Source organism: Streptomyces sp. NPDC021356, assembly GCF_040641015.1.
In the GTDB taxonomy this organism is placed as follows: domain Bacteria; phylum Actinomycetota; class Actinomycetes; order Streptomycetales; family Streptomycetaceae; genus Streptomyces.
Map to the genome: position 1 here is coordinate 43,732 of NZ_JBFACU010000025.1, position 15,892 is coordinate 59,623.

Genomic DNA, 15,892 nt, shown 5'->3' on the forward strand with positions numbered 1-15,892 from the left:
CCCTCCCTCACCGTCCTGCCTCCACCGTACGACTCAGCCGGCGGCCCGGGCGGCGAGCGGGTCACCGGGGAACATCTCCAGCCGGTGCGCCACCGCCGCCGCCTCGACCCGGCCGGAGACGCCGAGCTTGGCCAGGATGTTGGAGACGTGGACGCTGGCCGTCTTGGGGGAGATGAACAGTTCCCCGGCGATCTGGCGGTTGGTGCGGCCGAGGGAGACCAGGCGCAGGACGTCGCGTTCCCTGCTGGTGAGGCCCAGCGACTCGGCGGGGTCCCCGGGGGCCGCGGGCCGCTGGGCGGGCTTCGTCAGGGGCAGCCGGGCGCGCTGGGCGAGCAGGGCCACGGAGTCGGCGAGCGGCCGGGCCCCGAGGTGGCCGGCGACCGCGTGGGCCAGGCGGAGCAGTTCCGTGGCGCGCTCCCGCTGGTCCTCGCCGGCGAGCAGCGCCTCCGCCAGGCGCAGCCGGACGCGGGCGAGGTCGTAGGGGCGCTCCAGGGTCTCGAAGGCGGCGACGACGGCGGCCCACTCCTCGGGCCGGGAGCATCCCTCGGCACGCAGCAGTTCGGCGCGTACCCAGCGTTCGTAGGCCTGCCAGACGGGGACGTTGACGGTCAGCGCCTTGGCGGCCTTCCGGATGCGGTCGAGGGCGTCGGGGCGGCCCGGGCCGGCCGCGGGCAGCCCGGCCGTGCGGGCCTCGACGGTGGCGGCGGCGAGCAGCAGGGGCCAGCCGTAGCGCTGGGTGCCGGGCGGGAAGCCGTCCTCCAGGGCGCGTGCGAGTTCGGTGCGGGCGTCGAGCAGGCGGCCCTCCCCCGCCGCGACGCCGATCGCGATGCGGACCAGGGGCAGGGTGTGCTGCGGCGCGCAGTCATGGGTGCCGAAGTGGGAGCGGCCGTCGGCGAGTTGTGCGGCGGCCTCGGCCAGTTCGCCCCGGGCGAGGGCCAGTTCGGCGCGTATGCGGGCGTGGAAGGCGCGCGGCTTGGCGCTCTGGCCCACGCGCCGCGACCGGGAGGCGGCCTCTGCGGCCTCCTCCCAGCGGCCCAGGGTGAACAGCGACTCGGCGAGGTTGCCCCAGACCCAGGCCTCCTGGTCGAGCAGGCCGTAGCGCCGGGTGTGGGCGATGCCCTGTTCCAGCAGGGGGACGGCCTCGCGGGAGCGGCCGACGGACTCCAGCTCGGACGGCAGGTTGACGTAGGAGCGTCCGGCGACGGCGGCGATGCCGCGCTCCACCGTGCGCTGGTTGACCTCGTGCATCTCGGCGAGTCCGGCCTCGACGTCGCCCGCCTGGACCCTGAGGCCGCCGAGGGTCAGGCGCGCGGTCATCTCGATCTCGCAGGCGCCGACCATGCGCGCGTACTCCACGGCCCGCTCGGCGGCCGAGAAGGCCTCGGGGCCGGGCTCGTGGACCATGGACCAGTTGGCGACGTTGGCGAGCACCTCGGCGTGCACCTCGGACGGCGGCAGACCGCGCACCAGGTCCTGGGCGCGGGCCAGTTCACGCCAGCCGTTGCCCTGGGCCTTCGCCTGGACCAGGCGGGAACGCTGGATCCAGAACCAGGCGGCGCGCAGGGGGTCGTGCTCGTCCTCCAGGAGGCGCAGCGCCCGCTTGATGATCTTCATGGCGCGGTCCCGCTCGCCGCAGAAGCGGCCCGCGACGGCGGCCTCGGCCAGCAGGTCGAGGTAGCACAGGGGCGTGGTGGCGGGGTCGCCGCCGCAGGGCGGACAGACCTCCGTGTAGTCCACGGGACGCAACCGGTCCCGTACGTCCTCGGGGGTGGTGTCCCACAGTTCCATGGCCCGCTCCAGGAGGCGCAGCTGCTCGCTGTAGGCGTGCCGGGCGCGGGCGGTGACGGAGGCGTCCAGGACGGCGGGCAGGGCCTTGGCCGGGTCGTGGGCGTGGTACCAGTAGCTGGCCAGCCGCATGACGCGCTGGTCGGCGGCGACGAGGGACGGGTCGTCCTCCAGTGCCTCGGCGTAGCGGCGGTTGAGGCGGGAGCGTTCGCCGGGGAGCAGGTCGTCGCCGACGGCCTCGCGGACCAGGGCGTGCCGGAAGCGGTAGCCGTCGCCGGTGGGGGCGGCGATGAGGATGTTGGCGTTCACGGCGGCCCGCAGCGCCTCGATGAGGTCGTCCTCGGTGAGCCGGGCCACGGCGGCGAGCAGCCGGTACTCGACGGTGGATCCGCCCTCGGCGGCGATCCGGACGACCCGCTGGGCGGCCTCCGGGAGGGCTTCGACGCGCACGAGCAGCACGTCGCGCAGGGAGTCGCTGAGGTCGGCGCAGCCCTCGTGGGCGCAGACGGCGAGTTCCTCGACGAAGAACGCGTTCCCGTCGGAGCGTTCGAAGATCCGGTCGACCTGGGCGGGGTCCGGTTCGGTGGCGAGGATGCCGGCGATCTGGCGGCCGACCTCGTGCCGGGTGAAGCGGTCGAGTTCGACGCGGCAGACCGTGCGCAGCCGGTCGAGTTCGGCGAGCAGGGGGCGCAGCGGGTGGCGGCGGTGGATGTCGTCGGAGCGGTAGGTGGCCAGGACGACGAGCCGGCCGGTGCGCAGGGTGCGGAAGAGGTAGGTGAGCAGGTGCCGGGTGGAGGCGTCGGCCCAGTGCAGGTCCTCCAGGGCGAGGACGACGGTCTGCTCGGCGGAGACGTGTTCCAGCAGGCGGGCGGTGAGTTCGAAGAGGCGGGCCATGCCCTCCTCGTCGTGCCGGCCGGTGCCGCGCGGGGCGGGCTGCTCGCCGAGTTCGGGCAGCAGCCGGGCGAGTTCCTCCTGCTGGCCCGCGGTCGCGGCGTCGAGGGCGTCGGGCAGTTCGCGGCGCAGCGCGCGCAGGGCGGTGGAGAAGGGGGCGAAGGGCAGCCCGTCGGCGCCCATCTCGACGCAGCCGCCGAGCGCGACGACCGCGCCCCGCCGGGCGGCGGCAGCGGCGAACTCCTCGATCAGCCGGGTCTTGCCGACGCCGGCCTCGCCGCCGATCAGCAACGCCCGCGGCTCCCCCGCGTTCGCGCGGGTGAGCGCCTCGTGCAGCGTGTCCAACTCGTTCGCGCGGCCCACGAACACCGGACTGACAGACCTGGTCTCCACAGGCCCGAGCATCGCACGGGGGTACGACAGCACGGGACCGGTTTTCGTGTCGGCGGGGCCGGTTCGCGTGTGGGCGGGGCCGGTTCGCGTGTGGGCGGGGCCCGTTTCCGTGTCAGGGGGACCGGTTCTCGTGTCGCCGCCCGGCGGACGGCGCCGGTCCCCCTCCTGGAGACCGGGCGCCGTCCTCGGGGGCCCCTCGCTCACGCGGCCCGGGTGAACCGGTGACGGCGGGGGCCGTCGCTATGCGCCTCGGCCTCCGGGGCCTCTCGGTAGGCCCGGCGGCGGGCGGCGCGGCGCCCGCGGAGCACCGCCAGGGCGAGGCGTTCCTGCTCGGCCCGGCGGCGCATCTCGCTGGAACGCTGCTCGTGGAACTCGTACGTGAACATGGTGACTCCCCTGGTGAAGTGGCATCCGGCACCGTTTCCCGGTGCCGCACTCCACCTTCGTCCGCCAGGGGGCCGGCCCGCATCGGGCGAGTTCCGCATCTTCGGCGGCGCCCGGGGCCTTAGACGCGCGTGCGGGGCCTCAGGGCCGCCATAAGGTCCTTACGGCGTTGCTGAGGCCCCGCACGGCACGGCCGGGGGCGGCGGGGTCGGACTCAGGCGGACGGGAGGGCGAGCAGCACGTCGGTGTACTTCAGGACGGCCAGCAGCAGACCGACGGCGCCGAGCGCGACGCCCGCCCAGGCGACCGACTTGGTCCATTGGGCCTGCGGCCTGCCCGGAGCGCCGAACGCGGGCCGGGCGAGCACCACGACGCCGACGATCAGGGCGAGCAGCGCGAACAGGCCGCCCCACAGGGCGGTGGTGTGCCAGGCGTCACCGTAGACCTCCTTGATCTGCGTGGCGACGCTCGCGGAGGTGGAGGTCCGCAGCTGGCCGACCAGTTGCTCGCGCGCGCCGGCGACGGTGCCGAGCCAGCTGCCGGTGAGCGAGACGAGGCCCAGGGCGGCCGACACGACGGCGCCGGCGCCCTGCCCGGCCCCCGCGGGGGCCGCCTCGGCGGACCCGGCGGACTCGGTACCGGCGTCGCCGGTCTCAGCGGCCTCGCCGGTCTCAGCGGCCTCGCTGGCCTCGCCGGTCACAGCGGTCTCAGCGGTCTCGCTTGTCACAGCGGCCTCGCCGGCCTGGTCGGCGTCCCCGGCTTCCCCGGTCTTCGGCTGCGCTCCGGCCTCACCGGTCTCCCCGGCCGCTTCGGCAGTGCTCGTCGCCTCGGCTTGCGGGGCGGTGCTCGCCGCCTGGGCTTCCGTCCGGTTCGTCGCCTCCGCCTGGTTCGTCTCCTGCGGGGCGCTCTTCGCCTCCGTCTCGTGCGTCGCCTCGGTGCCGGTGGTGGCTCGGGCCTCGTCTGCGGTCCTGGTTCCCATGCCGGGCACCGTACGGACGGAGTCTGAGAGGTCTCTTAACGGCGGACGGCCTCACCGGTCGCCGCGGCGGCGGCGCGCCCGTGCCGCACGCCACTCGGGGGCGAGCACGGCCCAGATCTCGGTGTCCTGGCGCACGCCCCGGTGCGGGTAGTTCTCGCGGAGCACGCCCTCACGGGTCAGGCCGAGGCGCCGCGCCACGTTGACGCTCGGCTCGTTGGCCGAGGAGACGTGCCAGGCCACGCGGTGCATGCCGCGCTCCTCGAACGCCCAGTCCATCAGGGCCCGGGCGCCCCGGGTGACCAGCCCCCGGCCGGTCGCGTCGGGTTCCAGCCAGCAGCCGATCTCGCACGTGCCGGTCGCCGCGTCGAAGGCGGGGAACAGCAGCCCGCCGACCAGGGTGCCCGCCAGCCACAGGCCGTGCAGGAAGCCGGTGTCGGCGGCGCGCTTGTCGGCGTACGCCTGGAGGACGGCGCGGGCGGAATCGACGTCGGTGGCGTTCGCCCCGAACGGGACGTGCCGGTTGACGAACGCGCGGCCGCGGTCGAGGTGCGCGAGGAACTCCTCGGCGTGCCAGGGCTCCAGGGGCCGCAGTTCGGCTCCGTCACCCAGGGATATCGCGTACATCCGGTCGGTGCTCCTTCGCGAGTTCCGCCATGACGTCGCCGAGCTTCTCATGGGCGGCGCGGCACTCGGGCGGCTCGATGCTGATACGGGGCAGGACGCGGTCCAGGCGGCGTGGCAGCCACCAGTTGGCGCGGCCCAGCAGGTGCATCAGGGCGGGCACGAGCAGGGTACGCAGCACGAACGCGTCCAGGGCGACGGCGGCGGCGAGCGCGATGCCGAACATGGCGATCACCCGGTCGCCGCCGAGCACGAAGGCGAGGAAGACGGAGATCATGATGACCGCGGCCGAGTTGATCACCCGGCTCGTCTCGGCCAGGCCGACCCGGACGGCGCGCCGGTTGTCGCCGGTCTCCAGCCACTCCTCGTACATCCGGCTGACCAGGAAGACCTGGTAGTCCATGGAGAGCCCGAAGAGGACCGAGACCATGATCACGGGCAGGAACGGTTCGATGGGCCCGGCCCGGCCGAGGCCGAGGAACTCGCTGCCCCAGCCCCACTGGAAGATCGTGACGACGACGCCGAAGGAGGCGGCCACGGCGGCGACGTTCATGACGGCGGCCTTGAGGGGGATGCCCACCGAACGGAAGGCGAGCAGCAGCAGGACGCAGCCGAGGCCGACGACGACGCCCACGAAGAGCGGCAGCCGGTCGACGATGACGCCGGCGAAGTCGTCGTATCCAGCGGTCACGCCGCCGACGTGCACGTCGAGCGAGGTGCCGGTCTCGGCGCGCGGCAGCACCTTCTCGCGCAGCCGGTCGACGAGGTCGCTGGTGCGCTGCGACTGGGGCGCGGAGTCGGGCAGGACGTTCAGGTAGGCGGTGGTGCCGCCGGTGTCGTAGGTCACCGGGGTGACGTCGGCGACGCCGTCGGTGGCGCGCAGGGTGGTGCCGAGGTTGTCCAGGGCGAGCCGGTCCTCGGCCCCGTCGACGCGGGTCACCAGGGTGAGCGGTCCGTTGACGCCGGGTCCGAAGCCGTCGGCGAGGAGGTCGTACGCCTTCCGGGTGGTCGAGGAGGACGGGTCGTTGCCCTGGTCGGAGGTGCCCAGGTGCAGGAAGAGGGTGGGCAGGGCGAGCACGGTGACGACGCCGAGGGCGAGGGAGCCGAGCAGCTTGGGGTGGCGTTCCACGAAGGCCGACCAGCGGGCGGCGAACCCGGTGGGCACCTCGGGTTCGGGGCCGTGCTCGGCCAGCCGCCGGCGCTCGCGGCGGCTCAGTGCGCGCGGGCCGATGAAGGAGAGCAGTGCGGGCAGCAGGGTCACCGAGGCCGCGACCGTGAGGACGACGGTGGACGCGGCGGCGACGGCGACGCCGTTGAGGAAGCCGAGCCGCAGGATCAGCATGCCCAGCAGGGCGATGCAGACGGTCGCGCCCGCGAAGACCACGGCGCGTCCGGTGGTGGCGACGGCGTTCGTGGCCGCCTCGGTGACGGGCAGGCCGCGCTTGAGGCCGCGCCGGTGGCGGGTGACGATGAACAGCGCGTAGTCGATGCCCACGCCGAGACCCATGAGCATGCCCAGCATCGGGGCGAAGTCGGCCACCGTCATGGTGTGGCCGAGCACTCCGATGGCGGCGTGGGCGGTGCCGACGCTCACCAGCGCGGTGGCGATGGGCAGCAGGGACGCGGCCAGCGAACCGAAGGCGACCAGGAGCACCACGGCGGCCACGGCGACGCCCAGGATCTCGGCCAGGTGGCCGCCGGAGGACTGGATGGCGCCGACGGCGCTGCCGCCCAGCTCCACCTGGAGCCCGTCGGTCTGGGCCGCCTTGGCCGTGTGGACGACGGCCCGGGCCTGGTCCGTGGTGATGTCCTGCGCGGGGCGGTCGAAGGTGACCGTCGCGTACGCGGTGTGGCCGTCCCGGCTGATCCGGTCGGTGCCCTGGGCGTTCTGTCCCTTGTAGGGGCTGGTCACGGAGGCCACCCCGGGCAGGGACTCGACGCGGTCCAGGGTGCGGGTCATCGTCTGCTCGACGTCGGCGGCCCGGACGGAGCCGGGCGCGGTGTGCCAGACGACGGTGTCACTGTCCCCTCCGAGGCCGGGGAAGCCCTGCTGCAGCAGCTGGGTGGCGCGTCCCGACTCGGTGCCGGGGACCTCGTAGTCGTTGGAGTACGCCGGGCCGGCGATGGCGGCGGCGACCGTGACCCCGCCGAGGGCGAGGAGCCAGAGCAGAACGGTGACGAGGCGGTGCCGGACACACCAGCGCGCGAGGGCTGCCACGAAACGTGCTCCCAGATGTCTTTTTGTGGATCTTTGACCGGGAACAGTCGTCGATGAACGGAACAGCCCGCAAAGAACGCGTGAGCAAGGTGAAGACACTCTTGCAGGCAAATATGATCGTTTACCGCATTCGTGGTGTTCCTCACACCCGTGCGACCCGATCAGCAGGCGACGACCGAGTGAAGCCCGGCCGAGTCGGCCGCAGCGGCCGGGCCTCAGGCGGGCGATCTCGGGCGGGCCGGACTCAGCCGGGCCGCCCGCCGGCCGGCGCCGCGGCCTCAGCCGGGCCGGTCTCAACCCCGCGGGTCTCAGCCGGGCCGGTCTCAGCCGGGTTGGTCGCCGAGGGCCATCATCATCACGCCGGCGACGAGCAGCCACAGCGCCCGCCGGGTGCGGCCCCGCTGCCCGAGGGCGGCCGCGCAGGCGCAGACGACGGCGCCGGCGGCGTAGGCGGCCGGGACGCGGCCCGGGGCGGCGTCGGTGAGGCGCAGCAGGGATGCGGCGAGACCCGCGGCCGTCAGCAGGACACCGGTCCCGGCCGCCGTCCAGCGGGTCCGGCGGGCGACGGAGACACCCTCCGGGCGGCCGTCCTCCACCCAGCCGTGGTCCTCCGGCGCCTCTCGGGCTCCTCGGGCTCCGTGGGCTGCCACTTCAGTGCCGTCCGTCGAGGACATCGGTGCGGGGGATATCGCGGCGGGCGTATCGGAATCGGCGCGTCCACTCATGGCGCGCGAGCGTAGCGCCTGCGCCCTGCGTCTCGGACACGGGGTCGGCGGGCGCAGGCACCGAGACACCGAGGCACGGAGGCACCGAGACACCGAGACACGGAGACACGGAGAGCCGCCGGGGCACCGGTGGCAGACACACCTGAGGGGATGCACCGCACTGCGGTACATCCCCTCAGGGTCACTGCGTCACGGCCGCCGCCGGCTCAGCCCTCGCTGACGCCCAGCTTCTGCAGGATCAGCTCCTTGACGCGGGCCGCGTCGGCCTGGCCGCGGGTGGCCTTCATGACGGCGCCGACCAGGGCGCCGGCCGCGGCCACCTTGCCGCCGCGGATCTTGTCCGCGACGCCCGGGTTCCCGGCGATGGCCTCCTCGACGGCGGCGGTCAGCGCGCCCTCGTCGGAGACGACCTTCAGACCGCGCTTGTCGACGACCTCGTCCGGGGTGCCCTCGCCCGCGAGGACGCCCTCGATGACCTGGCGGGCCAGCTTGTCGTTCAGCTCTCCCGCGGTGACCAGCTCGGTGACCCGGGCGACCTGCTGCGGCGTGATGGCCAGCTCGTCCAGGGCCTTGCCGGACTCGTTGGCGCTGCGCGCCAGCTCGCCCATCCACCACTTGCGGGCGGAGGCGGCGTCGGCACCGGCGTCGATGGTGGCGACGATCGGGTCCAGCGCACCGGCGTTCAGGATGGCCTGCATGTCGGTGGCCGAGATGCCCCACTCCGCGAGCAGCCGGGTGCGGCGGGCCAGCGGCAGCTCGGGCAGCGCGGCGCGGATCTGCTCGACCCACTCGCGCGAGGGGGCCACCGGCACCAGGTCGGGCTCGGGGAAGTACCGGTAGTCCTCGGCCTCCTCCTTGATCCGGCCGGAGGTCGTGGAGCCCGTGTCCTCGTGGAAGTGGCGGGTCTCCTGGACGATCGTGCCGCCCGAGGAGAGCACCGCGGCGTGCCGCTGGATCTCGAAGCGGGCCGCGCGCTCGACCGAACGCAGCGAGTTGACGTTCTTCGTCTCGCTGCGCGTGCCGAACTTGTCGGCGCCCTTGGGCATCAGCGACAGGTTCACGTCGCAGCGCATCTGGCCCATCTCCATGCGGGCCTCGGAGACGCCGAGCGCCCGGATGAGCTCGCGCAGCTCACGGACGTACGCCTTGGCGACCTCCGGGGCGCGCTCGCCGGCACCGACGATCGGCTTGGTGACGATCTCGATGAGCGGGATGCCCGCGCGGTTGTAGTCGAGCAGGGAGTGGGACGCGCCGTGGATACGGCCGGTGGCGCCGCCGACGTGCGTCGACTTGCCGGTGTCCTCCTCCATGTGGGCGCGCTCGATCTGCACGCGGAAGGTCTCGCCGTCCTCCAGCTGTACGTCGAGGTAGCCGTCGAAGGCGATCGGCTCGTCGTACTGGGAGGTCTGGAAGTTCTTCGGCATGTCCGGATAGAAGTAGTTCTTCCGGGCGAAGCGGCACCACTCGGCGATCGAGCAGTTCAGCGCGAGGCCGATCTTGACGGCGGACTCCACGCCGGTCGCGTTGACGACCGGGAGGGCGCCGGGCAGACCGAGGCAGACGGGGCAGGTCTGGGAGTTCGGGTCGGCACCGAGTGCGGTCGAACAGCCGCAGAACATCTTCGTCAGGGTGCCGAGTTCGACATGGACCTCGAGGCCCATGACGGGGTCGTACGACGCCAGCGCGTCCTCGTACGACACCAGGTCGGTCGTGGTGGTCACGGTGAAAACTTCCCTCTCAGCCCAGCAGGACGTCGTCGTCGCCCAGCCGCTTCAGCTCGCGGTAGAGGATGGCGAGGCCGGTGACGATGGCGGCGGCGGACACGGCGGCGTCGATCAGGCGCAGCGTGTCGCTCTCCGTGCGGGCCTTCTTGGCCTGCTTGATGACGCTGACGGCGCCGAACGCGGTCGTCGCCATCGACAGGTACGTACCGGACTTGGACTTCTTGAAGCCCTTGGCCTTGGACAGTGCGTTGCTCACAGCGACGGAGCCTCCTCAAGCAGCGGGTGTCCCCACTTTTCCACGAACGCGGCCTCGACGGCGGCGCCGACCTTGTACAGGCGGTCGTCCTTCATCACCGGGGCGATGATCTGCAGGCCGACCGGGAGGTTGTCCTCCGGGGCGAGCCCGCAGGGCAGGGACATGGCCGCGTTGCCCGCCAGGTTGGTGGGGATGGTGCACAGGTCGGCCAGGTACATCGCCATCGGGTCGTCGGCGCGCTCGCCGATCGCGAAGGCGGTGGTCGGGGTCGTCGGGGAGACGATCACGTCGACCTGCTCGAACGCCTTGTCGAAGTCCTGCTTGATGAGCGTACGGACCTTCTGGGCGCTGCCGTAGTACGCGTCGTAGTAGCCGGAGCTGAGCGCGTACGTGCCGAGCATGATGCGGCGCTTGACCTCGGGGCCGAAGCCCGCCTCACGGGTGAGGGAGGTGACCTCCTCCGCCGAGTGGCTGCCGTCGTCGCCGGTGCGCAGGCCGTAGCGCAGGCCGTCGAAGCGGGCGAGGTTGCTCGAACACTCGGACGGGGCGATCAGGTAGTACGCCGACAGGGCGAGGTCGAAGGAGGGGCAGTCCAGCTCGACGATCTCGGCGCCCAGTTCCTTGAGCACCTCGACGGACTCGTCGAAGCGCTGGATGACGCCGGCCTGGTAGCCCTCGCCGCGGAACTGCTTGACGACGCCGACGCGCATGCCGGCGACGCTGCCGTTGCGGGCGGCCTCGACGACCGGCGGGACCGGCTCCTCGATGGAGGTGGAGTCCAGCGGGTCGTGCCCGGCGATCACCTCGTGCAGCAGCGCGGCGTCCAGGACCGTACGGGCGCAGGGGCCGCCCTGGTCCAGGGAGGACGAGAACGCGACCATGCCGAAGCGGGAGACCGCGCCGTACGTCGGCTTGACGCCGACCGTGCCGGTGACGGCGGCCGGCTGGCGGATGGAGCCGCCGGTGTCGGTGCCGATGGCGAGCGGCGCCTGGAAGGAGGCGAGCGCGGCGGAGGAACCGCCGCCGGAGCCGCCGGGGATCTTGGTGAGGTCCCAGGGGTTGCCGGTCGGGCCGTAGGCGCTGTTCTCCGTGGAGGACCCCATGGCGAACTCGTCCATGTTGGTCTTGCCGAGGATGACGACGTCGGCGTCCTTCAGCCGCTTGGTGAGCGTCGCGTCGTACGGCGGGATCCAGCCCTGGAGGATCTTGGAGCCGACGGTGGTCGGCACGCCCTCGGTGGTGAAGATGTCCTTGAGCGCGAGCGGTACGCCGGCCAGCGGGCCGAGCTTCTCGCCGCGCGCCCGCTTCTCGTCCACGGCGCGGGCCTGGGCGAGGGCGCCCTCACGGTCGACGTGCAGGAAGGCGTGCACCTTCTCGTCGACGGCGTCGATCCGGGCGAGGTGCGCCTCGGTGACCTGGACGGCCGTCAGCTCGCCGGCGGCGATCTTCTCGGCGGTCTCGGCGGCGGTGAGCCTGATGATGCTGTTGATGTCCGTCATGGCGGTCACTCCTCCCCCAGGATCTGCGGCACCTTGAAACGCTGCTGCTCCTGGGCCGGGGCGCCGGAGAGCGCCTGCTCGGGGGTGAGCGACGGACGGACCTCGTCCGCGCGCATGACGTTCGTCAGCGGCAGCGGGTGGGAGGTCGGCGGTACGTCTTGGTCGGCGACCTCACTGACGCGGGCCACCGCGCCGATGATGTCGTCCAGCTGTCCCGCGAAGTGGTCGAGCTCTTCGGGCTTCAGCTCCAGACGCGCCAGCCGGGCGAGGTGGGCGACCTCCTCGCGCGTGATGCCAGGCATGCAGCGTTCCTCTGGGGTGAGTGTGTGGTTCGGGGCTGGGGGCCGGCGTCGCATTCCCGGCGTCCGCCGGAAGGGCGGCAGGTGGGAAATGTGACGCCAGTCCCCAATCCTATGGGGCCGGGGACGGTGTCCGTACAACGGTTTCCCGGTGGCGCCCCGCAGCGGCGGAACGGCCGCCCCGGCGGCATCAGACGAGGAACAGCAGCGCGGCGCTGATCAGGATGACGACCGCCGTGGCGCAGTGGACGCCGAAGGCGACGGCCTTCGAGCCGCCGTGGCGCAGGACTATCAGCATGTCGCCGAGCGGCACGACGGCCACACAGAGCATGAACCAGGCCTCGGCGGGGGCGCCCGCGAAGGCCAGCAGCGCGAGACCGACGAGGCCGAAGGTGCCGTCGCGCAGGCCCTTGATCGTCAGGTAGGCACCGGCGTCGCCGGCCGGGTCGGCCGGGACGCCGTAGCCGGCCGCGGCGGGGGCGGGCTGGAAGAGGAAGCGGTACCCGAGGAACAGGCAGAACAGGTCGAGCACGACGGCCAGGGTGTACGCGGTGACGGTCATGTCTCTACTCCCGGAGGTCAGCTGCTAGCGGCGCTAGCGATGAGAGTGAAGCTAGCAGAGCGTCGACAGGTTGGCTAGCACCGCTAGAATGAGGGCATGACGATCCAGACGCGCCGGGAGCGCGAACGAGCGGAACGCGAGCGGCTGATCGTGACGGCCGCCCGGGAACTGGCCGAGGCGGAGGGCTGGGACGCGGTCACCACCCGCCGCCTGGCCGCCGAGATCGAGTACAGCCAGCCCGTCCTCTACAGCCACTTCAAGGGCAAGGGCGCGATCATGGCGGCGGTCGCGGTGCAGGGCTGCGCGGAGATGGCCACTCAGATGCGGGCGGCGCGTACGGCGGCGCAGGGCGCCCGCGAGGCGCTGGCGGCGGTGGGCGAGGCGTACACCGCCTTCGGGCGGCGGCGACCCGCGCTCTACGACGCGATGTTCACGCACCTGGTGGACCTGCCGTTCGCCACACCCGAGGCCCCGGCGGCGCTGCAGGAGGCGTTCGGTGAGCTGCTGGCGGCCGTCGAGCCGTTCGCGGCTCAGGGCGAGGAGCCGGGGCTCCTCACGGAGACGTACTGGGCCGGCCTGCACGGGCTGGTGACCCTGATGCGCAGCGGGCGGCTGCCGGAGCCCGCCCATGAGCGCCGGCTGTCCCTGCTGATCAGCCACTTCGTGCCGCAGGGCATGCGCTGAGCCCAGCCGGGCCGGCACACCGCCGGCCCGGGCACTCGGCGGGCCGGCTGTTCCGGGAGAGCGCACTCGCCGGGCCGGGCGCGCCGAGAAGCGGCGCACGGCGAACCAGCCGCCCCGGGAAGCGGGCCTCCCTGAGCCGGTCCCCCGCGGACGGCGCCCCCTCAACCAGGGGGGACGGGCCTCCCTGAGTCCGGCTCCGGGGGAACGGCACCCCCTCAGCCAGGAGAGACGGGCCTCCCTGAGTCCGGCCCCGAGGGAACGGCACCCCCTCAGCCAGGAGAGACGGGCCTCCCTGAGTCCGGCCCCGGGGGAACGGCACCCCCTCAGCCAGGAGAGACGGGCCTCCCTGAGTCCGGCCCCGGGGGAACGGCGCCCACGGAGTCAGCCGCGCCGGAAGGCGGCACCCCTCCCCCGACCCGGGCGCCCCGTGGAGCGGCACCCCTGTGAGCCCGGTGCCGCGGGGGACGGGGCCGCGCCCTGGCGCCCTTGCCGTGGCACGGTGGGCCGCGGTCTCACTCGTCGCCGGCCGCCGCGGGCAGGGCGGCGGCGGGGCGTACCCAGCCCCGTGAACCGCGCGCCCGCAGCCATGCCGTCGTCTCCTCGGGCGGCATGGCCGCGGCGACCAGCCAGCCCTGTACGGCGTCGCAGCCCAGATCGCGCAGCCGCTCCCAGGTCTCGTCGTCCTCGACGCCCTCCGCGACGACCAGCAGGCCCAGGGAATGGGCGAGGTCGACGGTGCAGCGCACGATCTCGGCGTCCTCGGTGTCCACCGCGAGACGGGCCACGAACGAACGGTCGATCTTCAGTTCGCTCACCGGCAGCCGCCGCAGGTGCACCAGCGAGGAGTAGCCGGTGCCGAAGTCGTCCAGCGACATCTTCACGCCGTGCGCGGTCAGGCCCGCCAGGGTGTCGGCGGCCCGCTGGGGGTCCTCCAGGAGCACGTGCTCGGTGATCTCCAGCTGGAGGGCGCCCGCCGGGACGCCGTGCCGGGCGAGCCGGGCGGCCACCGAGCCGGCGAAGCCGGGGGTGTGCACGTCGCGCGGGGAGACGTTGACGGCCACCGGGACGAACAGGCCCTGCGCGCGCCACGCGGCGACCTGCCCGAGAGCGGTTTCGAGCACGTACTCCGTCAGATGGGGCATCAGCCCGGAGGACTCGGCGATCGCTATGAACTCGTCCGGCGGGACCTTGCCGCGCTCGGGGTGCACCCAGCGCACCAGCGCCTCCAGGCCGGCGACCTGGCCGTCGAAGCGGACCTTGGGCTGGTAGTGCAACTGGACCTCGTGGGCGTCCAGGGCCCGGCGCAGATCGCCGAGCAGCCCGAGCCGGTCGGGGGTGTTGGAGTCCCGCTTGGACTCGTAGGCCTCCACGCCCGTGCGGTCCCGCTTGGCCTGGTACATCGCGACGTCCGCCCGGCGCAGCATGCCTTCGGCGTCCAGGGCGTGATCGGGGAAGACGGCGACGCCGGCGCTGGCCTCCAGGACGAGGGTGAGCCCGTCGAGGTCGAGCGGGGAGCTGAGGGTGGTGACCAGGCCGCGCGCGATGCGGGTCGCGGACGTGGTGGAGTCGGCGACGGGGAGTAACACGGCGAACTCGTCGCCGCCGAGCCGAGCCGCCTCCGCGCCGCGCGGCAGCGCCTGCCGCAGCCGGTCGGCGATCTGCAGCAGCAGCCGGTCCCCGGCGAGGTGACCGAGTGTGTCGTTGACCGAGCGGAAGCGGTCGAGGTCGATCAGCATCAGGGCGGAGCGGGCACCGATGCGCTCGGCGTCGTCGAGGGCGGTCCAGATGCGCTCCAGGAGCCACTGCCGGTTGGGCAACCCGGTCAGCGGGTCGCGCAGTTGCTCCTCCGCGCGGGCGCGGGCGATCCAGAGGGTGGAGTCCAGGGCGATGAGCGGGATGGCGAACAGCGGCAGCAGCACGGGTTCGGCGACCGCGACGACGCAGACCAGCGGTGCGATGCCGAGCAGGGCCACCGCGACCAGGCCCTGTCTGACCAGCGCGGTGCGGGCGACGGTGGGCACCGGGTCGGTGCGCGGGGCGTGCAGGTACCACAGCAGGACGCGGGTGACCGCGAGGTAGACGGCGGCGACCAGCACCACCTGGGGGGCGGTGTACGCGGTCCAGGTGCCCGGGTCCCAGGGCCGCTCCACGGTCGGCACCCGGCCGAAGGCGCCGAGGACCAGGGCGGCGGCACCGATGCCGAGGATGTCGACCGCGCCGTGCAGCACGCCGGGGCGCCAGCGGTGCCGCCTGGCTATGCCGACCAGGACGACGACGGTCAGGCTGACCAGGCCGGCCGGAACCCAGCCGTAGAGCAGGAGCACGGCGAGGGTGAGGGCGGCGCCGGAGCCGGTGCCGCCCCACCAGCGGGCCCGGCCGAGCAGGACCAGGTGACCGACGATGATGCCGGTGAGCACGGCCAGCGACCAGCCGGCCGTGCCGGACGGGAAGAGCGCGTGCCCGGCGGTGAAAGCGCGGTAGAAACCGGCGCCGAGGGCGAGGGCGGCCACCGCGACGACCACCGTGGGCAGGGCCGGCCGGGACGGGGGCCGATCGGAGTCGTCGTCCGGCAGCCCCGCCGTGCGCGGCCCGGGCGGCCGCGCGGCGGCGCGCGCCCTCGTCCCCGGGTACGGTCCGCCTGCGCGGCCGGGTCGTCCGGCGCGCCCCGCGTGCGTGTCCGTGTCCGAACGCTCCCCCGCCCGCTCCCGGTACCCGCGCCACGCGCCGGTCATCCGGCGCAGCCGTGAGTGCGGGGCGGCGCTCTCGGTCGGTTCCATTCCCGTCCCTCTCACAGCCGGCGGTGCCCACGCCACGCGGCCCGGTGCCCGACGTCCGCTGGGCACGGCCGCGCTGGAAAACACTTCCACGTACT

General features: G+C 73.6%; 13 protein-coding genes. 1 reads left to right on the plus strand and 12 read right to left on the minus strand.

Annotated features, from left to right (window positions below; genetic code table 11):
• Positions 1 to 33 precede the first annotated feature (33 nt).
• The 11 genes from AB0G56_RS28975 to AB0G56_RS29025 all read right to left on the minus strand — a co-directional run bounded on the left by AB0G56_RS28975 (position 34) and on the right by AB0G56_RS29025 (position 12,336).
• Positions 34 to 3,081: an AAA family ATPase gene (locus AB0G56_RS28975; RefSeq protein ID WP_360974648.1), complete on the minus strand. Its 3,048-nt coding sequence runs from the start codon at positions 3,079 to 3,081 to the stop codon at positions 34 to 36.
• Between the two features lie 188 nt (positions 3,082 to 3,269).
• Positions 3,270 to 3,455, minus strand: coding sequence for a hypothetical protein (locus tag AB0G56_RS28980; protein WP_360974651.1), 186 nt, complete (start codon positions 3,453 to 3,455; stop codon positions 3,270 to 3,272).
• A gap of 212 nt (positions 3,456 to 3,667) precedes the next feature.
• Positions 3,668 to 4,432 (minus strand): hypothetical protein, encoded by a 765-nt coding sequence (locus AB0G56_RS28985; protein ID WP_360974654.1) that lies wholly within the window; start codon positions 4,430 to 4,432, stop codon positions 3,668 to 3,670.
• A 51-nt stretch (positions 4,433 to 4,483) separates the two neighbouring features.
• A complete protein-coding gene (locus AB0G56_RS28990; protein ID WP_360974657.1) occupies positions 4,484 to 5,056 on the minus strand; it encodes a GNAT family protein in 573 nt (190 codons plus the stop codon).
• A complete protein-coding gene (locus AB0G56_RS28995) occupies positions 5,034 to 7,271 on the minus strand; it encodes an MMPL family transporter (RefSeq protein WP_360974660.1) in 2,238 nt (745 codons plus the stop codon). The genes AB0G56_RS28990 and AB0G56_RS28995 overlap by 23 nt, the downstream gene beginning before the upstream one ends.
• 323 nt (positions 7,272 to 7,594) lie before the next feature.
• Positions 7,595 to 7,996, minus strand: coding sequence for a hypothetical protein (locus AB0G56_RS29000; RefSeq protein WP_360974663.1), 402 nt, complete (start codon positions 7,994 to 7,996; stop codon positions 7,595 to 7,597).
• A 206-nt stretch (positions 7,997 to 8,202) separates the two neighbouring features.
• Positions 8,203 to 9,717, minus strand: a complete 1,515-nt coding sequence (gene gatB / locus AB0G56_RS29005) for an Asp-tRNA(Asn)/Glu-tRNA(Gln) amidotransferase subunit GatB (RefSeq protein ID WP_360974665.1) — start codon at positions 9,715 to 9,717, stop codon at positions 8,203 to 8,205.
• Positions 9,718 to 9,733: 16 nt separating this feature from the next.
• Positions 9,734 to 9,976: a hypothetical protein gene (locus tag AB0G56_RS29010; RefSeq protein ID WP_037858086.1), complete on the minus strand. Its 243-nt coding sequence runs from the start codon at positions 9,974 to 9,976 to the stop codon at positions 9,734 to 9,736.
• Complete coding sequence (gatA, locus tag AB0G56_RS29015; RefSeq protein ID WP_360974668.1) at positions 9,973 to 11,475, minus strand: Asp-tRNA(Asn)/Glu-tRNA(Gln) amidotransferase subunit GatA; 1,503 nt, start codon at positions 11,473 to 11,475, stop codon at positions 9,973 to 9,975. The genes AB0G56_RS29010 and gatA overlap by 4 nt, the downstream gene beginning before the upstream one ends.
• Before the next feature lie 5 nt (positions 11,476 to 11,480).
• Positions 11,481 to 11,777, minus strand: coding sequence for an Asp-tRNA(Asn)/Glu-tRNA(Gln) amidotransferase subunit GatC (gatC, locus tag AB0G56_RS29020; RefSeq protein ID WP_006130840.1), 297 nt, complete (start codon positions 11,775 to 11,777; stop codon positions 11,481 to 11,483).
• Between the two features lie 187 nt (positions 11,778 to 11,964).
• A complete protein-coding gene (locus tag AB0G56_RS29025) occupies positions 11,965 to 12,336 on the minus strand; it encodes a DUF4267 domain-containing protein (protein ID WP_360974671.1) in 372 nt (123 codons plus the stop codon).
• Positions 12,337 to 12,432: 96 nt separating this feature from the next.
• Between AB0G56_RS29025 and AB0G56_RS29030 the strand changes: the two genes are divergently transcribed.
• Positions 12,433 to 13,020 carry a TetR/AcrR family transcriptional regulator gene (locus AB0G56_RS29030; RefSeq protein WP_360974674.1) on the plus strand — a complete coding sequence of 196 codons (588 nt, stop codon included), beginning with the start codon at positions 12,433 to 12,435 and terminating at the stop codon, positions 13,018 to 13,020.
• A gap of 512 nt (positions 13,021 to 13,532) precedes the next feature.
• Here AB0G56_RS29030 and AB0G56_RS29035 read toward each other — a convergent pair.
• Positions 13,533 to 15,797 (minus strand): bifunctional diguanylate cyclase/phosphodiesterase, encoded by a 2,265-nt coding sequence (locus tag AB0G56_RS29035; RefSeq protein WP_360974677.1) that lies wholly within the window; start codon positions 15,795 to 15,797, stop codon positions 13,533 to 13,535.
• Positions 15,798 to 15,892: the final 95 nt, after the last annotated feature.